At 31.4% G+C, this 25,207-nt stretch carries 24 protein-coding genes; 13 read left to right on the forward strand and 11 right to left on the reverse strand.

Annotated features, from left to right (window positions below; translation table 11 throughout):
* Both N1F78_RS02130 and N1F78_RS02135 read right to left on the reverse strand, forming a co-directional pair.
* Entirely contained in the window at nucleotides 1-1,236 is a 1,236-nt protein-coding gene (locus N1F78_RS02130) for an OmpP1/FadL family transporter (protein ID WP_406684545.1), read from the reverse strand.
* 12 nt (nucleotides 1,237-1,248) lie between these two features.
* Nucleotides 1,249-2,571 (reverse strand): DUF4270 family protein, encoded by a 1,323-nt coding sequence (locus tag N1F78_RS02135; RefSeq protein WP_406684546.1) that lies wholly within the window; start codon nucleotides 2,569-2,571, stop codon nucleotides 1,249-1,251.
* 265 nt (nucleotides 2,572-2,836) lie between these two features.
* Here N1F78_RS02135 and N1F78_RS02140 point away from each other — a divergent pair, with 265 nt between their 5' ends.
* The 3 genes from N1F78_RS02140 to N1F78_RS02150 all read left to right on the forward strand — a co-directional run bounded on the left by N1F78_RS02140 (nucleotide 2,837) and on the right by N1F78_RS02150 (nucleotide 5,730).
* Complete coding sequence (locus N1F78_RS02140) at nucleotides 2,837-3,823, forward strand: Kelch repeat-containing protein (RefSeq protein WP_406684547.1); 987 nt, start codon at nucleotides 2,837-2,839, stop codon at nucleotides 3,821-3,823.
* A gap of 396 nt (nucleotides 3,824-4,219) precedes the next feature.
* Complete coding sequence (locus N1F78_RS02145; RefSeq protein WP_406684548.1) at nucleotides 4,220-5,026, forward strand: sensor histidine kinase; 807 nt, start codon at nucleotides 4,220-4,222, stop codon at nucleotides 5,024-5,026.
* Nucleotides 5,023-5,730 (forward strand): LytR/AlgR family response regulator transcription factor, encoded by a 708-nt coding sequence (locus N1F78_RS02150; RefSeq protein ID WP_406684549.1) that lies wholly within the window; start codon nucleotides 5,023-5,025, stop codon nucleotides 5,728-5,730. Before N1F78_RS02145 ends, N1F78_RS02150 begins: the two co-directional genes overlap by 4 nt.
* 58 nt (nucleotides 5,731-5,788) lie before the next feature.
* Here N1F78_RS02150 and N1F78_RS02155 read toward each other — a convergent pair whose 3' ends face one another.
* Nucleotides 5,789-6,268 carry a Dps family protein gene (locus N1F78_RS02155; protein ID WP_406684550.1) on the reverse strand — a complete coding sequence of 160 codons (480 nt, stop codon included), beginning with the start codon at nucleotides 6,266-6,268 and terminating at the stop codon, nucleotides 5,789-5,791.
* 103 nt (nucleotides 6,269-6,371) lie between these two features.
* Between N1F78_RS02155 and N1F78_RS02160 the strand changes: the two genes are divergently transcribed.
* Both N1F78_RS02160 and N1F78_RS02165 read left to right on the forward strand, forming a co-directional pair.
* On the forward strand, nucleotides 6,372-7,310 hold the full coding sequence (locus N1F78_RS02160; RefSeq protein WP_406684551.1) for a LysR substrate-binding domain-containing protein: 939 nt from the start codon (nucleotides 6,372-6,374) through the stop codon (nucleotides 7,308-7,310).
* A gap of 48 nt (nucleotides 7,311-7,358) precedes the next feature.
* Nucleotides 7,359-8,480: a hypothetical protein gene (locus N1F78_RS02165; RefSeq protein WP_406684552.1), complete on the forward strand. Its 1,122-nt coding sequence runs from the start codon at nucleotides 7,359-7,361 to the stop codon at nucleotides 8,478-8,480.
* Between the two features lie 42 nt (nucleotides 8,481-8,522).
* Here N1F78_RS02165 and N1F78_RS02170 read toward each other — a convergent pair whose 3' ends face one another.
* The 3 genes from N1F78_RS02170 to N1F78_RS02180 form a co-directional block, all read right to left on the reverse strand.
* Nucleotides 8,523-8,720: a hypothetical protein gene (locus N1F78_RS02170; protein WP_406684553.1), complete on the reverse strand. Its 198-nt coding sequence runs from the start codon at nucleotides 8,718-8,720 to the stop codon at nucleotides 8,523-8,525.
* A 127-nt stretch (nucleotides 8,721-8,847) separates the two neighbouring features.
* On the reverse strand, nucleotides 8,848-9,648 hold the full coding sequence (locus N1F78_RS02175) for a TIGR00266 family protein (protein ID WP_282135305.1): 801 nt from the start codon (nucleotides 9,646-9,648) through the stop codon (nucleotides 8,848-8,850).
* Nucleotides 9,649-9,707: 59 nt separating this feature from the next.
* The gene (locus N1F78_RS02180; RefSeq protein WP_406684554.1) at nucleotides 9,708-10,163 is read right to left on the reverse strand and encodes a DUF4442 domain-containing protein; all 456 of its coding nucleotides are present in this window, start codon (nucleotides 10,161-10,163) and stop codon (nucleotides 9,708-9,710) included.
* Between the two features lie 158 nt (nucleotides 10,164-10,321).
* On the opposite strand from N1F78_RS02180, the gene N1F78_RS02185 reads away from it, so the two are divergent.
* From N1F78_RS02185 to N1F78_RS02210, 6 genes are all read left to right on the forward strand, one after another.
* Complete coding sequence (locus N1F78_RS02185) at nucleotides 10,322-10,768, forward strand: DUF4870 domain-containing protein (protein WP_406684555.1); 447 nt, start codon at nucleotides 10,322-10,324, stop codon at nucleotides 10,766-10,768.
* Nucleotides 10,769-10,977: 209 nt separating this feature from the next.
* Nucleotides 10,978-11,322 (forward strand): PadR family transcriptional regulator, encoded by a 345-nt coding sequence (locus N1F78_RS02190; RefSeq protein ID WP_406684556.1) that lies wholly within the window; start codon nucleotides 10,978-10,980, stop codon nucleotides 11,320-11,322.
* The gene (locus N1F78_RS02195) at nucleotides 11,315-13,138 is read left to right on the forward strand and encodes a PspC domain-containing protein (protein WP_406684557.1); all 1,824 of its coding nucleotides are present in this window, start codon (nucleotides 11,315-11,317) and stop codon (nucleotides 13,136-13,138) included. Before N1F78_RS02190 ends, N1F78_RS02195 begins: the two co-directional genes overlap by 8 nt.
* Before the next feature lie 99 nt (nucleotides 13,139-13,237).
* Nucleotides 13,238-13,966, forward strand: a complete 729-nt coding sequence (locus N1F78_RS02200; protein ID WP_406684558.1) for a head GIN domain-containing protein — start codon at nucleotides 13,238-13,240, stop codon at nucleotides 13,964-13,966.
* A gap of 212 nt (nucleotides 13,967-14,178) precedes the next feature.
* Nucleotides 14,179-14,973 carry a gluconate 5-dehydrogenase gene (locus N1F78_RS02205; RefSeq protein ID WP_406684559.1) on the forward strand — a complete coding sequence of 265 codons (795 nt, stop codon included), beginning with the start codon at nucleotides 14,179-14,181 and terminating at the stop codon, nucleotides 14,971-14,973.
* 324 nt (nucleotides 14,974-15,297) lie between these two features.
* Nucleotides 15,298-16,089, forward strand: coding sequence for a gluconate 5-dehydrogenase (locus N1F78_RS02210; RefSeq protein ID WP_406684560.1), 792 nt, complete (start codon nucleotides 15,298-15,300; stop codon nucleotides 16,087-16,089).
* Nucleotides 16,090-16,192: 103 nt separating this feature from the next.
* Here N1F78_RS02210 and N1F78_RS02215 read toward each other — a convergent pair whose 3' ends face one another.
* Nucleotides 16,193-17,209 (reverse strand): LacI family DNA-binding transcriptional regulator, encoded by a 1,017-nt coding sequence (locus tag N1F78_RS02215; protein WP_406684561.1) that lies wholly within the window; start codon nucleotides 17,207-17,209, stop codon nucleotides 16,193-16,195.
* A 141-nt stretch (nucleotides 17,210-17,350) separates the two neighbouring features.
* Here N1F78_RS02215 and kduI point away from each other — a divergent pair, with 141 nt between their 5' ends.
* Together kduI and N1F78_RS02225 are read left to right on the forward strand one after the other, a co-directional pair.
* Nucleotides 17,351-18,193, forward strand: coding sequence for a 5-dehydro-4-deoxy-D-glucuronate isomerase (kduI, locus tag N1F78_RS02220; RefSeq protein ID WP_406684562.1), 843 nt, complete (start codon nucleotides 17,351-17,353; stop codon nucleotides 18,191-18,193).
* 76 nt (nucleotides 18,194-18,269) lie between these two features.
* Nucleotides 18,270-19,439: a DUF4861 family protein gene (locus tag N1F78_RS02225; RefSeq protein ID WP_406684563.1), complete on the forward strand. Its 1,170-nt coding sequence runs from the start codon at nucleotides 18,270-18,272 to the stop codon at nucleotides 19,437-19,439.
* Between the two features lie 82 nt (nucleotides 19,440-19,521).
* Here N1F78_RS02225 and N1F78_RS02230 read toward each other — a convergent pair whose 3' ends face one another.
* The 4 genes from N1F78_RS02230 to N1F78_RS02245 form a co-directional block, all read right to left on the reverse strand.
* A complete protein-coding gene (locus tag N1F78_RS02230) occupies nucleotides 19,522-20,826 on the reverse strand; it encodes a TRAP transporter large permease (protein ID WP_406684564.1) in 1,305 nt (434 codons plus the stop codon).
* Nucleotides 20,827-20,829: 3 nt separating this feature from the next.
* Nucleotides 20,830-21,321, reverse strand: coding sequence for a TRAP transporter small permease (locus tag N1F78_RS02235; RefSeq protein WP_406684565.1), 492 nt, complete (start codon nucleotides 21,319-21,321; stop codon nucleotides 20,830-20,832).
* A gap of 3 nt (nucleotides 21,322-21,324) precedes the next feature.
* Nucleotides 21,325-22,299, reverse strand: a complete 975-nt coding sequence (locus N1F78_RS02240; protein WP_406684566.1) for a TRAP transporter substrate-binding protein — start codon at nucleotides 22,297-22,299, stop codon at nucleotides 21,325-21,327.
* Nucleotides 22,300-22,787: 488 nt separating this feature from the next.
* On the reverse strand, nucleotides 22,788-25,172 hold the full coding sequence (locus N1F78_RS02245) for a GH92 family glycosyl hydrolase (protein ID WP_406684567.1): 2,385 nt from the start codon (nucleotides 25,170-25,172) through the stop codon (nucleotides 22,788-22,790).
* Nucleotides 25,173-25,207 lie beyond the last annotated feature (35 nt).

Here is a 25,207-nt window from a genome sequence, read left to right on the forward strand (position 1 = left end):
CTATTGATATTTTCTTTTATTAAACCAATTTCCTATTAAACTTAAGTTAATGGTAAGTTTATGAAAATTTTCTTGAATTAAATTATTTGTTAGGGTTCCTTCTCTGCCATAAGAATATGAAATATTCAACTTTGCCTTATTTGATAAAGGTAAGCCCAAACCAGCTGAGGCAAAATAACTATCAATTTTTTGGTTAGAAATAGTTAAAAATCCTGTATTATAATTTACACCAAACCTATACTTTACGTTACTCCAATATGTGTTCTTTGTTTTTGGTAAATATTCTGCTCCAAATGCATAAATACTCTGATCTGTATACCGCTCATTATTTTGTAACTGATTAGTATTGTTCCATAACAATTTTTTAAAATCAAAACTTGTCGTCAAAGATTGATTAAGTTTAGCAGTTAAACCTAAACCAAATGCTAACGGCAATTCAAAATCATCAAGAGTGTTTTCAATATCTTCATCAACAATAATCTCTGTACCCGAAGTAGAGTTTTTGGTTGAATTCCTTACCTTATCACCAGTTAACTTAGCTGGTAATTCTATTACTCCACCTAATGTAATTTCCTTATTTTCTTGTTTAACTAGATTTAATTGAAATCCTGTTTTTAGCTTAACCCCGTTATAATAATTAACATCTGTTATATTAACAAAAGATTCGTAATACAAATTAGTTTCTTCACTTATTGAACCAAAAAGAAATGATAAATCTACACCTAAAGATAACCCGTCTGTAACATTAAATCCGGTTGACAAATAAGCTTTACTTAATCCGCCAGCACCTGTAATTCTAGAGATATACGTATCTGTGGAGCCTTCAATAGAATTTTCAACATCAATATCATAACCTACTTTTGTATAAGGTAAAAGACCAAAGCTCATTCCTAAATTTTTCTTTAAAGGAAAAGCCATCACTACATGAGAGATATTATAATCACTTGTATTATCCTTTAAATAGTCTGTTTTTAAAGAAGAATATATTCCATTCAAACCAAATTCATATAAAAACGATTTTTGTTGAATATTTGATAAACTAGCGGGATTAAACAAGTTTATTTCTCCAGAGTTGTTTTGTGCTATTCCGGCATTACCCATACCTGTTAATCCACCGCTGGCAGTTTTATTTTCAACACCTAAACCAAACATAGAATATGGTGTACTGGTATCATTTTGAGAAAAACATGATGGAATTATTGCTATTAAAAATAGCTGTTTGAATATTTTATTCATTTAAAAGGATAATTAATAGTTTAAATAAGCTACACTTAACTTAATATTATTGCTTTCATCATAATTATCAATCACTAAACGATTCACGGTTTTATCATAGTTTACAAACTGAATCATTAAAGCGTAGTTCAAATCATAATCTGAGCTAAGAATAGTTTCAACAAAACCACTCATATCTACAGTATAATAAGTGTTTTGCGTAAACTCATCATCATTTTGGTTTAAAATGGCATATACCGAATTTGCATCTATATCAGCAAGCTGACTAACAATTCTGTTTTTCTGATCAATGACATAAACAGCTAATGAATCCTGTAACGAATTGGTGTTATTATTACTGTTTTTAAGTGGACTAAAAGATAATTCTGCATTTAAAACAGTACTATCATCATAAAGGGTATTTAAATCTTTAAGTGTAGGCATTTCTATTTTAGCCGAAACCCCCGTACCACCTTGGGCAAATATTAATTGATCGGTATCATTACTAGATACCGAAGTATCCTGATTTAATAGATTGCTCATATAAGAACCTTCTAAATCAGAATTTATAGCATTAAATTGTTTTGCCGCAGAAGAAACAATAAAATTTAATACTCGATCATTACCTTCGCTTATATCTCCGGCATCTTCGGTATAAAAAATACGCATACTTGAATTACTCAAAATATCTGAGTAGGATTCAAAATTAAAGCCCAAAATATGCGTGTTTTTTGAATCATCTGGCACTACAGTTAAGCCCTTGAAGTATTGTAGAAAATCATCAGCTGTATTAATATCATTATCCCTAATTTTATTAAATATCTCCTCCCCAATATGTGTATCCAATGATATATAAATAGAATCATTTGCGCTATTAGGCCTAGGAACAAATGACACCTCTCCCAAAATATCTTCCTCATAATCTAGTTTAGAGACATTATAAAAATCATCACCATCATCTTGAGGTTCAAAATATTCTAATAACCTATGCACTTTATAAGTTTGCACCTGAGTGGTATCTCCATAATAATACTTATCATAGTTTAAAACTAAACCAATAGAATCATAAACCGCATCGTCACTAATAGAAAAATTAGAATTTTGAACCTGAAAATAAGTTTGAGCAGTTAATTGTCCCAAATAGGCGTCATTTATACTACCCAATAAAATACGACTTGTACTTGATGTTACTAAAGAATCAAGCTTAAAGGTTCCGGTGTTTATAGAAAAAGTATCTATTATTTTTAAATTGATATTATTCTCAATAAAATCACTTCCAACAGGGTATGTTTTTAATTCATCACTACAAGAAAACATAAAAAACAAACCTATTATACTTATAAAAAATATTTTCATTTTACTTTTTTAAAAAAGCAAAACTATAATTAAGCAAAACAATTGGTATCTTAAAATAGACTAACCCAATTATTTCATAGACCAAAATGTAAAAATTTTGTTAAATTTCTAAATATCAGCACATTATATTGTTAGTAGATAAAAAAAGGCATAGCATAGACAAAATAGCTATGTTGGTCTATTTCATAATGTTTTAAATCATTATAGCATCTAGATTTGCTGAGGGAGTATTAACAAAAACATTAATTATTAAACAAAAGCAATAATGAATATATTAAAAAAGAAAAGCATTTTAATTTTTGCTATCCTTTCAATTATTTTAGTTAGTTGTAGTACTGATGATGAAGATTCTGATGAGTACGGTAACTGGGTAGAAGGTTCTTCTTTTGATGGTGATTCTAGAGGAAACGCCGTTAGTTTTACTATTGGAACAAAAGGTTATTTAGTAACAGGTTATGATGGAGATGACTATTTATCTGATACCTGGGAATATAACTCTGATGAAGACTATTGGGTTAAAAAAGCAGATTTCCCCGGAACAGAACGTAGCGGAGCTGTTGGTTTCTCAATGAATGGTAAAGGTTATATAGGCACTGGTTATGATGGCAGCGATGAATTAAAAGATTTCTGGGAATATGACCCTGATACAAACCAATGGTCTCAAAAAGCAGATTTTGGTGGAACCGCAAGATATGGGGCTATAGGGTTTGCTGTAAATGGATACGGTTATATTGGTACTGGATATGATGGTAGTGAACAAAAGGATTTTTGGAAATATGACTCCTCAACAGATGCTTGGGAACAAGTAGTTGGTTTTGGCGGTCAAAAACGCCAAAATGCCACAGTATTTATAATAAACGACATAGCATATATTGGAACAGGAACAAGAAATGGCTCAATACAATATGATTTTTATTCATTCGATGGAACCGATTGGTTAAGCTTAACAGATTTAGACGATGATGATAGTGATGAAACCATATCTCTGTATAATGGTGTTGGCTTTTCTTTAAATGGTAAAGGATATCTTGCCACTGGCTTAAATGGTGCTGCAACAAATGAGTGCTATGAATATACTCCAGAAACTGATACATGGGAAGATGTTCCAAATTTTGAAGGCACCTCAAGACAAGATGCTTCATCATTTTCATTCGGCACTAAAACCTTTGTGCTAATGGGAAGAAGTAGTAATTATTATTTTGATGATATTTGGGAATTTAGACCAGACGAAATAGAAGACGAAGATGATTAAAAGATTGCGGTTTGTTTAGTTTATAAGGCTGAAAATCATCAATAATCTCTGGTACTGATTTCGGCCTTATTTTTTATAATAATTATAACATTCTTTTCACGTTTCTTAAACACTTTAAACTTTACTTTTGAACATATTTTAGTACTGATGCATTATAAAAAAATACCACCTATTATTATCCATATTTTAATATGGATATTTTTTTTGGTAACAAGCGCCACCCAAATATATTTTAAAATTGGGCACATCCCAACAGATTTTGTTTTACGTTCAGTATTGTTAATATTAGCCTTTTACCTTAACTATAGCATATTTGTACCAAATTTAATTTTAAACAAAAAAATAACACTCTACTTCCTAGTAGTTTTAATTTCAGGCTTGTTCTTTTTTTATTTAATGGAGGAAATATTGCCTAGACCAAATTTCCACCCTCCCAATGATTTTCATCTAGACAGAAACTCAAATTTACCTCCACATAAAAAACCGTCTTTATTTATACTAGATTTTAGGGGTATTTTTCCCTCAGGAGGCTTACTACTTTTAATTTTTGCGTTAAGTACAAGTGTAAAATTAGGAATGGAATGGTTTAAATCTGAAAAACAACGTGTATTAACAGAATCTCAAAAAGTAACTTCAGAACTTTCGTTTTTAAAGGCTCAACTTAACCCTCATTTCTTATTTAATTCTTTAAATAGTATTTACTCTTTAGCTCACAAACAATCTAAAGACACAACAAATGCCATTGTTCTTTTATCCGATTTAATGAGATATATGATATATGAGGCTAATAAGGAATTGGTTCCGCTTGAAAAAGAAGTTAATTACATTAAAAATTATATATCATTACAACTGCTTCGTTTAAAAGATTCTAGCAATGTAAAAGTTAATGTCCGCGGCAATTTAAATTACAATATAGAACCTTTACTTCTTATATCATTTATAGAAAATGCATTTAAATATGGAACTGATTTTAAAGGCAAAACCAACATTATAATTAGATTAATTATTGAAGATGAATATCTAAAACTGTATGTCTACAACTCTGTTTCATACCAACAACCTAAACCTAAAAGTTCTGGAATAGGTTTAGAAAATATTAAAAACAGACTAAAATTACTTTATCCAAAACAACATACTTTTGAAATAATAAGTGAAAAGGATAGTTACGAGGTAAATTTAAAATTGAAACTTAAAAAATTATGATAACCTGTATTATAATTGATGATGAGCCTTTGGCTCTTGAATTATTGGAAGATTTTATTTCTAAAATTTCGTTTTTGGAATTAGTTGCCTCTTGCTCTAATGGATTTGAGGCTACAAATATTTTGCATCAAAAAAAAATAGATTTAATCTTTACGGATATTGAAATGCCCAATTTTTCTGGAATAGATATTATTAAATCTTTAGAATATAAACCGCATTTCATTTTCACCACGGCATATTCTCATTACGCTGTTGAAGGTTTTAATCTTAATGCTATAGATTATCTTGTTAAACCTATTCCTTTCCATAGGTTTTTAAAAGCGGCCACTAGAGCTCTAAATTTAATTACAGAAAAACCCGAAACTACCATAACTAATGAACATATAACGGAGCCAGATTTTATATTTGTTAAATCTGAATACGAAAACCTAAAAGTGAATATAAACGAAATTAAATATATTGAGGGACTCAAGGACTATATTAAGATTTATACTGGTAATAGAAAACCCATATTAACTTTAAATAGTCTGAAAAAGTTTGAAGATAAATTGAGGCAAAACAATTTTATCCGTGTTCATAAATCTTATATAGTATCAATAAACCATATACACTCTGTACAGCGCAATAGAATATTAATTGATGAAAAACGAATTCCCATAGGCATTAGTTATAAGAATGAATTTATAAAAAAGATTGATTGTTAACTAAAAAAGCCCTTTTAACTTTTACATTAAAAGAGCTTTTTACTATTAACCAAACTAACTAAACTTCTTCGTTTAACCATGCCTTCATCATCCACACGGTTTTTTCTTGCTCTGTAATAAAATCACTCATCATACTATTAGAACCTTCATCATTGGCATCACCTGCTTTTTCAAGAATATCTCTTTCAATTTTTAATAATTCTGTTAAAGAATCTACAATCAATCTAACAGCCTTAACATCTTCTGAAATATTTTTTCCAACAGGAACTTTAGCAGAGGCAGAATAATCTTCAAACGTATGTAACGGTGTTTCGCCCAGGGTTAAAATACGTTCTGCAATTTCATCTACCTTGGTATTGGCATCATCATAAAGCTCTTCAAATTTGGCATGTAAATCAAAAAACCCTCTTCCCTTTATATTCCAATGAATGCCTCTTAAATTTTGATAATATGTTTGAAAATTGGCCAATAAGTAGTTTAAATCATTGGCTAATTCTTTTGTTTTTGAACTGTCTAAACCTATACTATTGAATATCATTTTGTTATAATTTTTATTTATCACAAATTTATTTTAAAATAAACTATATTTATTATAGTTTTTATCAATAGATTTTATATTTTTATAGTCTAAATTGATAGCAATGACGATTACACAATTATATTATGTTTTAGCGGTAGCCGAAAATCAAAACTTTACAAAGGCAGCAGAAAAGTGTTTTGTAACACAGCCCACTTTAAGTATGCAGATTCAAAAATTAGAAGATCAACTAGATGTTCAAATTTTTGATAGAAGTAAAAAACCCATAGAATTAACTGAGGTTGGTAAGAAAATAGTAACTCAAGCCAGAAATATAGTTAACGAATCTTATAGAATTCAAGATATTGTTGACCAACAAAAAGGATTTATTGGAGGTGAGTTTAAATTGGGTATTATACCTACTATTATGCCTACTTTATTGCCAATGTTCTTAAAAACATTCTTAAAAAATCATCCAAAGGTTAAACTTAAAATTGAAGAATTAACAACAGAAGAAATTATATCTAGAATTAAAGATGGGCATTTAGACGCAGCCATTGCTGCTACACCTCTAGAGAACGAAAACATTAAAGAGCGCGTTTTGTATTATGAACCCTTTGTAAATTATATTCCTAAAGGTCATAGACTACATACCAACAAAAACATTGATGCTAGTGAACTAGATATAAATGATATGCTTCTGTTAGAAGATGGACATTGCTTTAGAGATGGTGTTATTAATTTATGCAAAGTATTTAAAAACCATGAAGATGATAAGTTTCAATTAGAAAGTGGTAGTATAGAAACTTTAATAAAACTTTCTAATGAAGGTTTGGGTATGACACTACTACCCTATTTGCATACATTAGATGTTAGCGACAAAGAGAAGGCAAACTTGCATTACTTTAATGAACCTTCTCCTGCTAGAGAAGTGAGCATTATTTACCATAAAAGTGAACTTAAAATGCAAATTATTGAGGCTTTGCAAGACGTTATTTCAGGAATTATTAGAGGAGCTATTGCATTTCAAGATGTGAAAATTATTAGCCCGCTGCCTAAATAAATTATTTGTTTTTTCGTACATTAGATTAGGCATTAAGCTACAAAAATCATGAAACAAATACACCTAGTAATCCTTTGTGTTCTATTAATTTTTACAGCATGTTCTGAAAATGAAGATGAAATTATATATGAACCCACCATTACAACACCATTTAATCTCAGGGCTTCTCAAGGTGATTATCTAGACCAGATTAACTTATCTTGGTCAAGCAAATCTCCTAAAGCTTATAATTTTCATGTTTTAAGATATGATGACGCTACTTCAGATTATATAAAAATTGGGGAAACCAAAACCAAATCTTTTGAAGATACTACTTTGGTAATACCAAATACAGAATATCACTACAAAGTAAAAGTCCATAACTCCGAAGAAGTGTTTAGTAAGCTTAGTGATAGTACTTTAGGATATACTGGCCAATTTATATCTGTTGATAAGATTGAAGTTAGTACTAATTATTATGGAATGACATCACCATACTATCATATTAATTGGGACGAAGTTAAGTATGCTGATGGTTATGAAATTTACCGTTCAAAATCTGACACCTTAAATTTTGAAAAATTTAAAACCGTCAAAATAGATTCTCCACAATATCCTTATTATTATAAGAATTACTTTCAAGATGATAATATTGAACCCAAAACGGATTATTATTATAAAGTAAGGGCGTTTAATCATAAATTAGGGTTTTCTGATTTTTCAGAAATAGGACACGGCCTATTTGTTTTGCCTCAAACTCAAAGACCATGGGATTACTGGACTATTCATGATTGTTTTTATGAATCAGTACAAAACCAATTGCAAGTTGCAAACAAATTAATTGGAAGATGGAAATATATATATGCACAATATTGGTTTGGTTATTACGGTCATGTTGGATTTAATACAGAATGCCAAAATATTGAAGTGGAATTTTTAGATGATTACACCATAAATCTAATTCAAAACAATGAGGTAAAGGCAACAACCAAATGGCAAATACGCAGTCAGTATTCTTTTACTAGGGATAATACAAAATACTATCTGGATTTTGAGGATTATTTAATAGATTTTACGATACCCAGAATTCCAAGTTTATTTTCTGGACCGATTTATTTGTGTGAGGATAATTTAGAAATGGATGGCAACGCTACCGATGGATGGATAGCCAGCTATACACGAGTTAAATAAAATGGAAGACATTAAAAAAGCGACCAGTTGGTCGCTTTTTTTTTATGGTTTTAAATAAATTAAACATTGATTCAGTTCTGGGTTTTGCTGTACAAGAGAATGAATAAAAATTTTAAGCTCTTCTAACTCATATGGCAGTAATCTGCTTACTGCTTTTTGTACTTCTTTGCAAAACAACGTAGCATCAAAACTAACTTTATTAAGTACCGTTTTGGTGTACTCTAACATTGCTCTCGCCATAGTTATCTTAAGGTTTAGGTTTTAAATTAAATGTAGATTTGTTTTATAGGCTCTATTATATTAATAATTAAACCATAAATTTAATAAAAAATTGCGATACTTATTTTTTTTAGCCCAAATTTAACATTTAAAACCTATTGTCTCCATCAAGTAAATCTCCTAAGCCACCAAGTATACTACCTTCTCCTTTATCTTTACCTCCACCTCTTGGTGCAGAGGCTAAAACGCGTCCCGCTAACCTGCTAAATGGCAATGATTGTATATAAACCGTTCCTGGACCTTGCAGTGTTGCAAAAAATAGTCCTTCACCACCAAAAACTGTGTTTTTTATACCTCCAACAAACTCTATATCATAATTTACAGTTTGGTCAAAACCAACAATACAGCCGGTATCTACTTTTAATGTTTCGCCTGCCATTAATTCTTTTTTGGCCATAGTGCCGCCAGCATGAACAAATGCCATACCATCTCCTTCAAGTTTTTGCATAATAAAACCTTCACCTCCAAAAAGTCCTCGACCTAATTTTTTTGAAAACTCAATACCTACGCTTACACCTTTAGCCGCACATAAGAAGGCATCTTTTTGGCAAATAAATTTACCACCAAATTGTCTTAAATCTATTGGAACTATTTTCCCTGGATAGGGTGATGCAAAAGACACCTTTCTTTTACCAATGATTTCATTGTAAAAAGCCGTCATAAATAAACTTTCTCCTGTTAGTATGCGTTTACCGGCTCCTAATATTTTTCCTAAAAAACCTGAATCTTTTTGAGAACCATCTCCAAATATGGTTTCCATTTTAATCCCTTCATCCATCATCATAAAACTTCCTGCCTCGGCTACTACACCTTCTTGAGGATCTAATTCTATTTCTACATATTGCATTTCTTCGCCGTAAATAGTATAATCAATTTCGTGTGCTGTCATTTTTTTGTTTTTTGTTTGATTTAACTATTGGTTGTTTTCATTTATGAAATGTTACACAATTAAGATTTAACTTTTACACTCCATTGAAATCTAAAGGTAGAAACCGCAATGCCTTCTTTATTTACTCCAACAGATTCTAACCAAACCGTTTGCCCCTCACCTGTTTCAATGGCTTTATTTAAGGTTTCATCTATGAGGTCTCCCTGATTACATGTAAAATTAATTCTACCTGTTGCTTTTTTAGTGTACTTAGCTTCATTAGAAACCACCAACATAGATATTCTTTTACTTGATTCTTGGATTTTTCCAATCATTATTGAAGCGGTTGAAAGTTCGGCTGCCATACCCTGTACTGCCCAAAACATGGATTTAAAAGGGTTTTGATTTATCCAACGATGCTTTACAGAAACCACACATTGTTTTTCATTTAATTGTTTTACCCTTACCCCGCACAAATAAGCGGCTGGTAGTTTAAACATGCTGAAAGTATTTAGTTTTCTGGGAGTTAGCTTCATATTATGTACTTTAATTCTTCACTAATTTATGAAAATAAAAAATAAACCTAAATGTTAAATTTATGTTAATTTTTAGTACTATGTGTTACAAAGTACCTGTTTTTAGACATATATTTGCATAAGAAACTATTATATGTTTTTAATCAATCAGGAATATCATGTTAAGTAATCATCAAAAAAACATTGCCACTTTTATACATTTAAGCACATTTAGCAGATTTATAATTCCATTAGGAAACTTTATTGGACCTATAATTCTTTGGGTGGCAAACAAAGATAAATCTGAATTTATAGATAATCATGGTAAACAGGCCATCAACTTTCAAATTAGCATTTTATTATATGCCATAATAATAGGAACACTAACAATTCCTTTTTTCATATTTAAAATATTTCATGGTATAGATTTCATAGATTTTCATGGTTTCCATGATTTTCATATTAATGTTGGTAAGCCTTCACCCCTACTATATATAGGTGGTATTTTAGGAGCTTTTGCCATTGTTGCCTTTATACTTGAACTAGTATTTATTGTTATAGCAAGTTTAAAAGCCAGAGATGGTGAGTATTACAGATATCCGTTAACTATTAATTTTTTAAAATAATGAATAATCTGCGTTAAGAATTGAAGCGAGTTACCATGTAACGCGAAACATTTATGTTCATGAGTTCAATAATTGAAAATATTAAATCACGAATAAAAGCCAGACCCAAAAGGGTAACGCCAAAACAAACATAACATTTCATCAATAATCAATCAAATCAAAATCAATCAAAAAATGAACAGTATTAAAATATTAAACGAATTGAAACTATGAAGATAGAAAACACAAAAGCACAAATGCGTAAAGGTGTACTAGAGTTCTGCATACTTTCTGTCTTGAAGGATGACGATGCCTACGTTGCAGAAATTTTAGAAACTCTTAAAGACGCAAAGTTGTTAGTAGTTGAAGGTACAATTTACCCACTACTTACGAGACTTAAAAACGCTGGACTTTTGAGTTATAGATGGGAAGAATCTACCTCTGGTCCGCCAAGAAAATACTACGGTTTAACTGAAACAGGGAAACTGTTTTTAAAAGAATTAAACACAACGTGGAACGAATTACAAAACGCCGTGAATATAGTAACAAGCCAAAAAACAACAAAAAATGAATAAAACAGTCAACATAAATTTAGCAGGTATCTTTTTTCATATTGATGAAGATGCTTATTTAAAATTACAACGCTATCTTGAGGCTATAAAACGTTCATTTACTGACTCTCAAGGACGCTCTGAAATTATTGCTGATATAGAAGCTAGAATTGCCGAACTTTTCAATGATCGTGTACAAAATAACAAACAAGTTATACGTATTAAAGAGGTTGATGAAGTAATTTCTATAATGGGACAACCAGAAGACTACTTGGTTGATGATGAGATTTTTGAAGATGAACCAGAGTCATTTTCTTCTAAGAAATCTCATACACCTTCTAAAAAACTATTTAGAGACGCTGAAAACTCATACATAGGCGGTGTATCATCTGGTATAGGGCACTATTTTGGTGTAGATGCTATTTGGATTCGTTTAGCGTGGATTATATTATTTAGTGCAGCAGGAACAGGTGTATTATTATATATTCTACTTTGGATTTTAGTACCGGAAGCAAAAACTACAGCCGAAAAAATAATGATGACAGGTGAACCGGTTAACATTAGTAATATTGAAAAAAAAATCAAAGACGGTCTAGATAACGTTACTGAAACCGTATCGGATGTTGCAAAAAACGTTTCTGAAACTGTTACTGGAGCCGCTAAAAGTGCTTCGGATGCAGCAAAGAATGTAGATTTTAAAAAGCAAACTAATAAAGTAAAATCTTCATCAAGTGCTTTTTTTGATACTATAGGAGAAGTATTCATGTTTTTCTTTAAAATATTTGCTAAATTTATAGGGGTCATCCTAATTCTTGTTGGTGCTCTAACACTAATTTCTTTAATAATAGCTCTATTTTCAGTTGGTATTGTAGATATTATTCATATTCCAGGAATAGACTTTGTAGATATAGCAAATGCTGGCAACACCCCTATTTGGTTAGTATCATTATTTACTCTTTTTGCAGTAGGTGTACCTTTCTTTTTTCTTTTCTATTTAGGATTAAAAATATTAATAAACAACTTAAAATCAATTGGTAACATAGCTAAATTTACGTTGTTAGGGGTATGGTTAATATCTATAATAGGCCTAGTTGTTATTGGTATAAGAGAAGCTAGCGAGCATGCTTTTGAAGAAACTTTTACGCATAAACAAGAGCTAAATATTACTGCTAATGATACTCTGAAAATTAAAATGGTTTCCAATGATATAATGTCTCAGTACAGACGCCGGAGTTCTTTTAAAGTAGCTAATAACCAAAATGGAGAAAAGGTTATTTACAATTCTAACATTGGAATTATTGTGCGCTCAACAACAGATTCAATTGCATCTATGGAAATTAAAAAAATTGCTGATGGAAGAAACTTTGAAAAGGCTATTGAACGTGCAAAAAATATAAATTATGGCTACAGTCTAAATAATAACATATTATTATTAGATGCCTTTCTTTCAACTAATTCAAGTTATAAATTTAGTGATCAGGAAGTGACCATAATACTTTATTTACCCGAAGGCTCTACGGTAAACTTTAACAATAATACAAAATCATTTTTGCCATATAATAAATACTACAACAACATTGTACCCTCTAAAAAAACTAATTATTTACTTAAAATAATTGAGGATGATATTGAGTGTTTAGATTGCCCTGAAGAAGAAAAGTATGAAGTTGATGTTGATGTACATGATGATAAATCTGGTTTAAAAATTAATGACGAAGGTGTTGAAATTAAAAGTGAAGATGTTAACATAAAAATTGATGAAGATGGGCTTAAAGGAGAAAGTGAATCTGTAAAAATGAACATTGATTCTGATGGTGTAGAAATAAAATCTAAAGATTAATTACAATTCATCAATTAAAAATTACAATTCAGAAAATCAAATTATAAATCAATTAATTAAAATTAAATATTTACAATCAAAATCAAAAAACGAACAGTTATGACAACTTTAATCAAAATAATTATAGCCACAATATTAAGCTTAAGCCTCTTTTCTTGTAATTTCGATATTAGCGTTAATCCTGGAGTAAAAGGAAATGGAAATGTGATTATGGAAGACAGAACTATCAATGAATCGTTCCATACCATCAAAGCAACCGAGGGTTTAGATGTTCATTTAACCCATGGCAATGAAACTAATATTGCTGTTGAGGCTGATGAAAATTTGCACGATTTAATTCTTACAGAAGTTAATGATGGTGTTTTAAAAATTCATACAAAAGAAAATATTGGTAGAGCAACATCCAAAAAAGTATTTGTTAGTTTTAAAGATATAAGTACTATTATCTCTACTAGTGGTAGTGATGTATACTCAGAAAATACAATTGCTGTAAATCAATTAGAACTCAAAACTACAAGTGGCAGTGACATGAAATTGGAAGTAGACACGAATGTTTTAAACTGTAAATCTACTAGTGGTAGTGATTTAAAACTTTCTGGAAAAACAAAAAAACTTACTGCAGAAGCTACTAGCGGAAGTGATATAAAAGCTGCAAATTTAAAAGCAGAATCTAGCCAAGTAAAAGCAACAAGTGGTGCTGATATTTCGGTAAACACCTCAAAAGAACTTACTGCAAAAGCATCTAGTGGAGGCGATATAAAATATTACGGTAACCCTGAAAAGGTTGACAAAAGTGATAGTCCATCTGGCAGTATAAAAAAACAATAATCAACTATAATCGACCAATTTTTTATAGCCACATTAAATTAATCTCAATTTAAGGTGGCTTTTTCATATTAAAGACTTTTTTAGTTGGGGTATTAATATGGATTAGGAAAATCCTTTTAATAATAAAACACCTCAAGCATAGCGTATTCTTTTTTAATTATATTTACAACCGAGTTTATAAAAGGTATTAGTAAATAAATTAAAAAACTATTATGTCGTTAAGTTTATTCGATTTAAAAGGAAAAGTAGCACTAATTACAGGTGCAACACATGGTTTAGGTATGGCCATGGCTATGGGTATAGGAAAAGCTGGAGCAACTATTGTTGTTAACGGAGCTTCATCACAAGAAAAGCTTGATAATGCTGTTAAAGAATATAAATCTGTAGGGCTAAATGTTTTTGGCTATTTGTTTGACGTAACCAATGAAGAACAAGTCATAGAAAACGTTGCAAAAATTGAAAAAGAAGTTGGACCTATTGATATACTAGTAAATAATGCTGGTATTATTAAAAGAACACCTTTAGAAGACATGGAGGTGGCTGATTTTGAACAAGTAATTAAAGTTGATTTAGTAAGTCCTTTTATAGTATCTAAATCTATTGTAAAAGGAATGATTTCTAGAAAACATGGTAAGATAATTAATATCTGTTCCATGATGAGTGAGCTAGGAAGAAATTCCGTTGGTGCTTATGCTGCAGCTAAAGGAGGTTTAAAAATGCTAACACAAAATATGGCTACAGAATGGGCTAAACATAATATTCAAGTTAATGGTATTGGACCAGGCTATTTTGCTACCAGTCAAACGGCACCAATTAGAGTAGATGGTCACCCCTTTAATGATTTTATTATAGGAAGAACACCTGCAGGAAAATGGGGAGACCCAGATGATTTACAAGGTGCTACTATATTTTTAAGTTCTAAAGCTAGTGACTTTGTTAATGGACATGTTATTTACGTTGATGGAGGAATTCTAGCCACAATTGGTAAACCTGCTAACGAAGAATAAAAAAAATTAAAAAAGTAATATTATTACCTCGTCTAAATTCTTTTTAGGCGAGGTTTTTTTATGTCTTCAAAATCATTAAAGACTTATACTTAACTCCCCTTTTTTAACTTATGGTTTTATTAACCAAAATTTATTTGAGTAAAACTTATTAACTATATCGTTTTCTTAAGGTCTATCTGTACATTCTACCAAAATAACCTACAAAAATACAATCGATTGTATTTCTTTTTACCTACTTTTATACAATAGAATAAATATCTCTTTTAGAAGTTGTACTTCCATTGAATATTTAAATCATTATTAATAAAAACTAAACTAAATTTTATGTCGACTAATTTATTCGATTTAACAGGAAAAGTAGCCCTTGTAACTGGAGCTACACACGGATTAGGTATGGCTATGGCCAAAGGCTTAGGTAATGCCGGTGCAAAAATTATCATTAATGATTTATCACAGGAAGCTGTTGATAAGGCATTAGTAGAATATAAGGCAGATGGTATAGACGCATATGGATATGTTTTTAATGTTACCGATGAAAATGCCGTTATAGAAAACATTAAAAATATTGAAGCAGATATTGCTCCAATTGATATTCTAGTTAACAATGCAGGTATCATTAAAAGAACACCTATTGTTGATATGGAGGTTGTTGATTTTGAACAAGTGATTCAAGTAGATTTAATAGGCCCATTCATCATGTCTAAAAATGTTGTGAAAGGAATGATAGAACGAGGTGGTGGAAAAATTATAAACATCTGTTCAATGATGAGTGAACTAGGAAGAAATTCTGTGAGTGCTTATGCAGCTGCCAAAGGTGGGTTAAAAATGTTAACCAGGAATATGGCTACAGAATGGGCAAAACATAACATTCAAACCAATGGCATTGGTCCTGGTTATTTTGCAACAAGTCAAACAGCACCAATAAGAGTTAATGGACATCCTTTTAACGATTTTATTGTTGGCAGAACACCAGCAGGACGTTGGGGTGACCCTGAAGATTTACAAGGTGCTGCAGTATTTTTAGCTGCAAAAGCAAGTGATTATGTTAATGGGCATGTGCTTTATGTTGATGGTGGTATTCTAGCAACTATTGGAAAACCTGCTAACGAAGACTAACTCAAAATTAAATATTCAAAATAAAAACCCTGAACCAAATCGTTCAGGGTTTTTATTTTTATAATATCCTTCTTAAAACTATATATACGCTTTTAAAGCTCCCCTATTCGGAAGAAGCCCTTTCAATTAAAGTTGGCCTAAGAACCACAGTTTCATTATCTAAAACTGAAGTTTTATTCATAGTCTTTTCAATTAGCATTTCTGTGGCTTTTTTACCCATTTCAAACCCAGGTTGATTAATTGTAGTTAATGAAGGCTCTATAACTTGAGAAATTGGTTCATTGCTAAAACCAACTATCTTAACATCTTTAGGAATATTAATACTTTTCTTTTTCAAATATTTAATAGCTCCAATAGCAGAAATATCGTTTGCTGCAAAAATGGCATCAACCTCAACGTCTAATGAAAGAATCTTTTTAGCACTATCAGCCCCATCTTGTTCCATAAGTCTAGAGTAAATAACAAGTTCTGGCTTAAATTTAATATTATGCTTCTTTAAGGCATCTAAATACCCTCTTAATCTGTTCTTATATATTTTCAATACCTGCGGGCCTGATAAATGGGCAATAGTTTTACAACCCTTTAAAATCAAATGCTCTGTAGCATCAAAGCCACCCTTATAATCATCAATAATAACACTGCTTATACCTTCAATTTCATAATGCCTATCAAAAAACAAAAAAGGAATTCCGTTTTTCTGCAACCTTAATAAATGCTCGTAATTTTCAGTTTCCATTGACACCGAAATCAAAACGCCATCTACTCGGTTAGACAATAATGTTTCAGTTATATTTTGCTCTCTAGCTAATTGCTCTAAAGACTGACAAATAATAACATTATACCCAGATTCATAAGCTTGCTCTTCAATACCTGCAATTACAGAAGAAAAGAAATGACGTGAAATTCTTGGAACTATTACCCCTATAGAATTGCTTTTTTGCATTCTAAGGTTAGACGCCAAAACATTTCTTTGGTATCCAATTTCTTTTGCCTTGTCCAAAATTCTCTGCTTTGTTTTTTTAGATACTCTAGGACTATTATTTAAGGCTCTGGAAACGGTAGAGCTATCAATGTTCAAGGCTTTGGCAATATCATGTATAGTAGCCCTATTATTTTTCATTAAATAGTATAAGTGAATTCAATTTTTAAACAAATATATGGAAAAAAACAAAATGAAATACAATCGATTGTACTCTTGATTATTTTTGCGTATATTTGCTTTTCTACAATAAAAATAGGTTAAAACAATAAAAACACTTTTATGTCAAATAATTATCAAGTAAGGTATGCTTCTGGACCAGAAGCCGTTAAAAAATACGACACAGATGAACTTAGAAATGAATTTTTAATTCAAGATTTATTTAAGGAAGATGAAATTTTTTGGGTTTACACACATTATGATAGATTTATGGTTGCTGGAGTTATTCCAGTAAAAGAGAGCGTTTCTTTAGAAACTATCCACGTGCTAAAATCAACTTATTTTCTTGAAAGAAGAGAATTAGGTCTTATCAATATTGGTGGTCCTGGTGTAGTTTCTGTTGATGGAACTTCTTATGATATTGATAATAAAGAAGCTTTATACTTAGGGCAAGGTAATAAAGAAGTAACTTTTTCAAGTAAGTCTTCAGATAACCCTGCTATGTTTTACTTAAACTCTACTCCTGCTCATAAAGCATTTCCAAACAAAAAAATTGGAAAAGAAGATGTTGAGACTATTGAGTTAGGTGCTCCTGAAACAGCTAATGCTAGAACATTAAGAAAATATATTGTTAATAGTGTGGTAGATGTATGCCAATTACAAATGGGTATGACAACTATAAAAACAGGAAGTTCTTGGAATACTATGCCAGCTCATGTTCATGATAGAAGAATGGAAGTTTATTTCTATTTTGAAGTTCCTGAAGATCAAGCTGTATGTCATTTTATGGGAGAACCAACTGAAACAAGACATATTTGGATGGGTAATAATGAAGCTGTAATTTCTCCCCCATGGTCAATACACTCAGGGTCTGGTACCTCAAGCTACTCTTTTATTTGGGGAATGGCTGGTGAAAACCTAGATTATGGTGATATGGATGTGTGCAAAATCAATGAGCTAAAGTAAATTTTACTTATATCAACTAACAAAGGCCCCGTTTTTTAAATGGGGCTTATTTACTAAATATCTTAAATTAATTGTCATGACTATTAAACAAAAACTAGGTTACCTACTTTCTGTAGTTATACTTTCAGCATGTTCTGAAAATACTAAACCAACCTTGGAAATAACCAATTCCTTAAATATAGATAGAAGCTCTGAAACAATAGAATTGTCTAAAGAATTTTTAAAAGTAGAAGATTTGTCTTCAGTAGGAATTCAAGATGCTGAAACAAAAGAATTGCAAGTTACCCAATTGGTAGATAATGATGGAGATGGCACTTTTGACGACCTTTTATTTCAACCACAAATAAAAGCTAATTCTTCAAAAGCATACAACATTGTAACAATTTCTGAAACAGATAAGCCTAAAGCCGAGGCATTATGCTACTCTAGATTTGTACCTGAACGGACAGATGATTATACTTGGGAAAATAATAAAGTAGCTTTTAGAGTTTATGGTCCTACTGCGCAAAAAATAGTTGAAGACAGTTTACCTGGTGGTACACTTTCAAGTGGTGTTGATGCTTGGTTAAAGAAAGTTGAATATCCAATTATTAATAAATGGTATAAAGAACATTTTGCTGGTGTTAGTAGCTATCATGAAGATGCTGGTGAAGGGTTAGACAATTTCCATGTTGGCGTAAGTAGAGGTGTTGGTGGTATTGCAGCTAAAGTAGACAGTACATATTACTACTCAAAAAATTATACTAAATGGCGTACCATTACAACTGGGCCAATTAGAACAAGCTTTTATTTAGAATACCAAGATTGGAATGCCGCAGATAAAACAATTAAAGAATCTAGAATTATTAGTTTAGATTTAAATAATAATTTATCAAAATTCGCAATATCTTTAGAAGGTTCTAATGAAATATCTGCTGGAATAACACTTCATGAAAAAGATGGAAATGTTGTTGGAAACAAAGCTAATGGTTGGGTTAGTTATTGGCAGCCGCATGCAGACTCTGAAATAGGAACTGCTATTGTTGCTTCTAAAGGGACATTTTTAGATTTTGAAAATTACCAAATTGATAAACCAGATTTAAGTAATGCTTACGCAAGTCTAAAGGTTGATAATAATGAAGTGGTTTATTATGCTGGATTTGCATGGAAAGAAAGCGGCCAATATAAAACTCAAGAAGAATGGGAAGCATATTTAAACGTATTTGCACAACAATTAGAAAACCCTTTAAAAGTTGAACTGAAGTAATTTTATTTATACTTTAGAACAAATAAAAAAGCTCTATTAAATTTATAATAGAGCTTTTTTATTTATTTATTTTTTTTAAAACCTATAATCCAAAAAGTTTTGGTAAAAACATTGAAATTTCTGGTATATACGTTATCAGCATTAAAACAATGACCATAATAGCTAAAAACGGGAGTAATGGTTTTACTACCTGAGAAACAGATACATTAGCAACACCACTACCTACAAAAAGAATAGTACCAACTGGTGGTGTACATAAACCAATACATAAGTTTAATACCAATACAATACCAAAGTGTACAGGGTCCATACCTAAGGCCATTACAACTGGTAGAAAAATAGGTGTAAAAATTAATACGGCTGGAGTCATATCCATAAATGTTCCTATAATTAACAAGGTAATATTAATTACTAAAAATATAGCAAACTTACTACTAAACTGGTCTAGTAAAAAGTTACTCATAAGCTCAGGAATACTTTCAAAAGAAAACAACCAACTCATAGCCATTGATGTACAAATTAAAAACATAACTACCGCTGTTGTTTTAGCACTATTCAATAAGATATTCGGAAAACTTTTAACGGTAATGTTTTTATAAATTAATGCCAAAATAGCGGCGTATAATACTGCAATTACAGATGCCTCAGTTGCGGTAAAAATTCCTGCAACAATACCGCCAACAACAATTACTAGCATTAATAGACTAAAAAAAGCTTTACTAAAATGGTTCCATACCTCTCTTAAAGTGGCTCTTTTACCTCTTATAAACTTTCTTTTTATTGCAACAAAAACTATGTATCCAATAAGTGCTAACCCTAATAAAATACCTGGCAAATAACCTGCTATAAACAAAGCCGCTACAGAAGCTGCACCACCACTTGCAAGGGCATATACAATTAATACATTACTTGGTGGGATTAGTAGTCCTGTGGTAGCCGATGTAATATTTACAGACGCACTAAATTCTCTAGGATAACCTTCCTCCTCCATTCTATCTGTCATAATACTTCCTATGGCAGAAGTAGCTGCAACCGCAGACCCTGAAATAGCCCCAAATAACATAGATGCCAATACATTTACATAAGCCAAGCCACCTGGGAGGCTAGCCACCAAAGATTTTGCGAAATTAATTAGCCTATTGGCTATTCCGCCTTGTTTCATAATTTCACCTGCTAACACAAAAAATGGTATGGCTAATAGCGCAAAACTATCTATACCTGTAGTCATACGTTGTGCTATAGTAGTTATCCCTGGTAACTTATCAATATTTAACAACAGACTTATAGTTGTAGAAATACCAATACTGTAAGCCACAGGTACTTTTAGCATTAATAGAATAAAGAAACTAGCAAATAAAACGATAATACTTAAAACTTCTATACTCATAAATTAATCGGTTATTTGGTTTTTATAAATTTTTGAAATGTGTAAGATGGAAAACCACATAATGAGTAAACCACTAAAAGGTAAAATAGCATAAATATATCCTAAGGGAATTCGTAATGTACCTGATAACTGTCCTAAATGTAGTGTAGTGTAAACCAGATTTAACCCACCTATTACCATAACAATTAAGGCAAATAGAAATATTAGTACTTCAATTAACATAGATACTTTCCTTTTTCTTGAAGCAGAAAACTTTCTGTATAAAAAATCCATAGATAAATGTTCTCTTTTAGCATTTAAATATGCTGCTCCAAGAATAGACATCCATATTAATGAAAATCTAGCTAACTCTTCAGTCCAGGAAAACGATGCTTTTAAAATATATCTAGAAAACACCTGAAATAACACATCAAAAACTAAGAGTGAAAATATAATTATTAGAAATACTTCCAGAAATCTAACAACTTTATCAAAAAAAGTATTGGAGGTCTTCATAAATTAATTAGATTTTATTTGTTTAACAATTTGTGCCAGCTCTGGGTGCTCCTCGTTAAAATTCTTTAATACAGATTCAGCTTTATCAGCAAACAAAGGCTTTTCAGGAATAATAATTTCTACACCTGCTTCTTTTACAATTTTCATACATTCATCAACAGACTCTTTCCAAAACCGCTTTTGGGCTTGCGCAGATTCGTCTGCTGCTTCTTGTACCCACTTTTTTTCCTCATCATTTAATCTGTTCCACTGCTTCGTACCAATAACTAAAACATCAGGAATTGAAGAATGTTCATCTAACGTATAATATTTACTTATTTCATAATGATTAGAAGACACAAATGATGGTGGGTTATTTTCAGCACCATCAACCACACCTTGCTGAATAGCAGTATATAATTCACCGTAAGCCATTGGGGTTGCAGAACCTCCTAAAGCATTTACCATATTAATGGCCATTTGATTATTCATTACACGAATTTTTAGTCCTTTTAAATCCTCAGGTGTCCTAACTGCTTTATTAGAAGTATAAAAACTTCTACTACCAGCATCATAATAACACAATCCGCGTAACCAAAATTTACTTCCTTTTTCTAAGATAGCCTTTCCAGTTTCACCTTCTAGCGTTCCAAACATATGCGCTTGGTCTTTAAACAAATAAGGAATTCCAAACACGTGGTACTCTGGCACAAAATTAGACATGGTTGCTGCACTAACCTTAGTTATAGCTACACTACCTATCTGTAAAAGCTCTAAAACTTCACGTTCTGAACCCAATTGACCATCAGGGAAAATTTTAATTTTTAATGATCCATTAGATTTTTCCTCTAATTTTTTTTGAAATTCAACTATTCCCTTATGTACAGGGTGTGTTTGGGGTAAACCATGTCCTAAATAAAGTACTTTTTCATTTGAAATCTTGTTACAAGATAAAACTGAAATGCACATAAAAAGGGCAATAAATGTCTTATAGCTCATATAGAAAAATTGGTTTGGCTCTGAGAAAATTAATTTTTAATCTCACAAATATAACAAAATACAATCGATTGTATTTCTTAAAATTAAAATAATATTTATGTTTTTAAATAATTACGCATTTTTCAAGCTTATTAAGAAGTAAATGTAGTAAATACTTAGATTAAGATTAAAACAATCACAAATAAATTAAAGAAAAATCAATTCTTTCTGAAGACAAATAAAGAAAAGTACTCAAAAGAATTCTCCATGCATAATCATTTTTCCATTTCAGAACTTTGGAATGGCTATTTCGGAACCAAAAAGTTTAGTGGGTAGACAAATTCTTCAATTCGTTTAGAAACTTAATATCAAAATTAGGGTTTTAGGGCCATCTTTTTATAATAAGAAAGGAATTGTGATCGATATCATCAGGAATTATAAAAATTACATTTCGCCTATTATCCTGGGGTTAAACTGAGCCTAAAACCATAAATTGTAAAATAAAAGTATTAGTCTAAATTTATTTTATAAGAAGGTGGAAGAATGGCTACTCCCCATTCTTTATTTGGGTTTGCTCCTAACTGTATTTCAAGGGTGCCACCTTTTGCAAAATCGTCATGATAGAACCAACAATTGTTTAAATCGTTTCCGTTCATTTTTGCAGATTGTATATACATATTATCATTATTAACCCCTGAAGTTTTGATAGTAAACACTTCCCCTGAGTAATAATCATTATTGAGCTTAATGTTTACTTCATTAAAAAGCGGACTAGTAATTTCGTAATAGGGCTTCACTGAAGCTCCACCATCAACCTCAAAAAGCCCCATTGCCATGAGTACTCCTAACGCCCCCATTTGACCTTGGTCTTCATCTCCTTTATAGCCATCGTAAGGTGTAATATCAGCGTAAGCTGCCTTTACTTTTCTTACCCACTTTTGGGTAAGCCAAGGCGCACCTGCATAATTAAATAAATGTGCCATTCCGGTTCCTGGTTGATTGCCATAATCCACCCAGTTTGAAGCATGTTTTTTCCCTTCACTAACAAAATCTAATTCCTCAGCTTTAATAAAAGATGAGTTTAAAAAATTAACATAAGATTCATTTCCTCCAAACAACTCAATTAATCCTCCCAAATCATGTGGAACAAAATTTGTATAAATCGCTGAGTTACTTTCACAAAATCCTCGCGCATTAAATTCATTAGAAACTGGTTCAAAATTCTTAATCCAACTCCCATCCATTTCTCTGGGATGCACCATTTTTGTTTCAGGATTCCAAAGGTTTTTGTAATTCTGGGAACGTTTTATAAAGATCTTATAATCGTTATCTTTCCCAAAAGCCTTTGACAATTGAGCCAAACACCAATCTTGGTAGGCATATTCCAAAGTCATAGAAGCACCATCTTTATGTCCTCCTTTTGCTTTGATTCCTTCAGGCACCCAACCTTGGTCTATATAATATTGCATACCTCCTCCAAAAGCGGGACTTTTATGTTCATAACCAGCATGGTCTCTAGAACCTCCAACAAAGGCATTTTTATATAAACCTTCGTATGCTTTTTGAATATCATAACTTCTAATACCCTTATTATAAGCAGTTGCAAAAAATGAAGTAGAGGGATCACCTATCATCACGAAGGTGTAATTTCCTCCTGAAGGTCCCCTTGGTATCAAACCGCCATTTTGGTACATATCTACCATAGTATTACAAAACCCATCCATTACTTCTGGGTATACCATGGACCATAAAATATTGAGTGACCAATGACTACCCCACCAAGCATCGAAGTTATAATGTGGAAACAACGGTTTTCCTTGGTTATTTAATCTTACTGTTCTTGTAACCGGGGTATCACCAGTTCTATCCATATACTTACCATCTACATCACTCACTATACGGCGGCCCAATAATGCATGCCATAAATCTGTATAAAACTTTACTTGCTGTTGATGTGTCCCTCCTTTAATTTCAATTTTACTTAACCATTTGTTCCAAGTATTTAACGATTCATCAACAACCTTATTAAAATTCCAATGGTTGATTTCAGCATCTAAATTTTTTCGCGCTTGCTCAACACTTACATATGAAATGCCCACTTTCATTAAAACTTCATGGGCGCTATTATTATCAAAAAACAAGCCCACACCAGCGTCAACCCCTTGAATGGTGTCTGTTGATTTTTCTACCATTTCATTATTCTCCCAACCTTTGAAAGATTTATAAGGCACACTCAATTTTGCAACAAAATATACCGGAGTATCTTTGGGTCTTCTTCCTGTTTTTCTAAGCACCTGAACACCTGCTATTTCGGTGTCACTTACTTTCCAAACTTTGGAAAAGGTTGTTGGCCCATGTGCTAATCTTGCCCCAGTATCAAAAATGATTGATTTTTGTTTACCTTTTGGAAACTTATATTTATGAAATCCTACTCTAGTTGAAGACGTTAGCTCTACCTGAATATCATAATCATTTAAATAAATTTTATGATATCCAGGTTTGGCTATTTCCCCTTCATGACTAAAAGATGACTGATATGAATCCATTCCCAAATGCCCTTTAAACTTTCCTGTAGTTGGCATAACCGCGATACCCGCCAGTTGCCACGCATGAATATGACTAAAACATCTTATGTATTTACTATCGTACAAGTAACCTGAGCTCCAAGTTTTGGCTGTATCTGTATCTGGACTTAAATTAACCATCCCAAATGGCCGGCTAGCAGAGTTAAAATAAAACCATCTTGAGTTAACGGTGTCTATGAAAGGGTTAACTAAATCTACTGGTTTTGTTTGTGCTTGTAATTTTGCGAAAAATACTACTAGTGCAAATAAAACGATATACTTACTATATTCTTTTATCATAATTAATTGTATTTTAATAAGTTTATCCATTGGCAAGAGTTAATTTTAAAGCTTTTTCATTCCGC

The organism is Seonamhaeicola sp. MEBiC01930 (genome assembly GCF_045277075.1).
In the GTDB taxonomy this organism is placed as follows: domain Bacteria; phylum Bacteroidota; class Bacteroidia; order Flavobacteriales; family Flavobacteriaceae; genus Seonamhaeicola.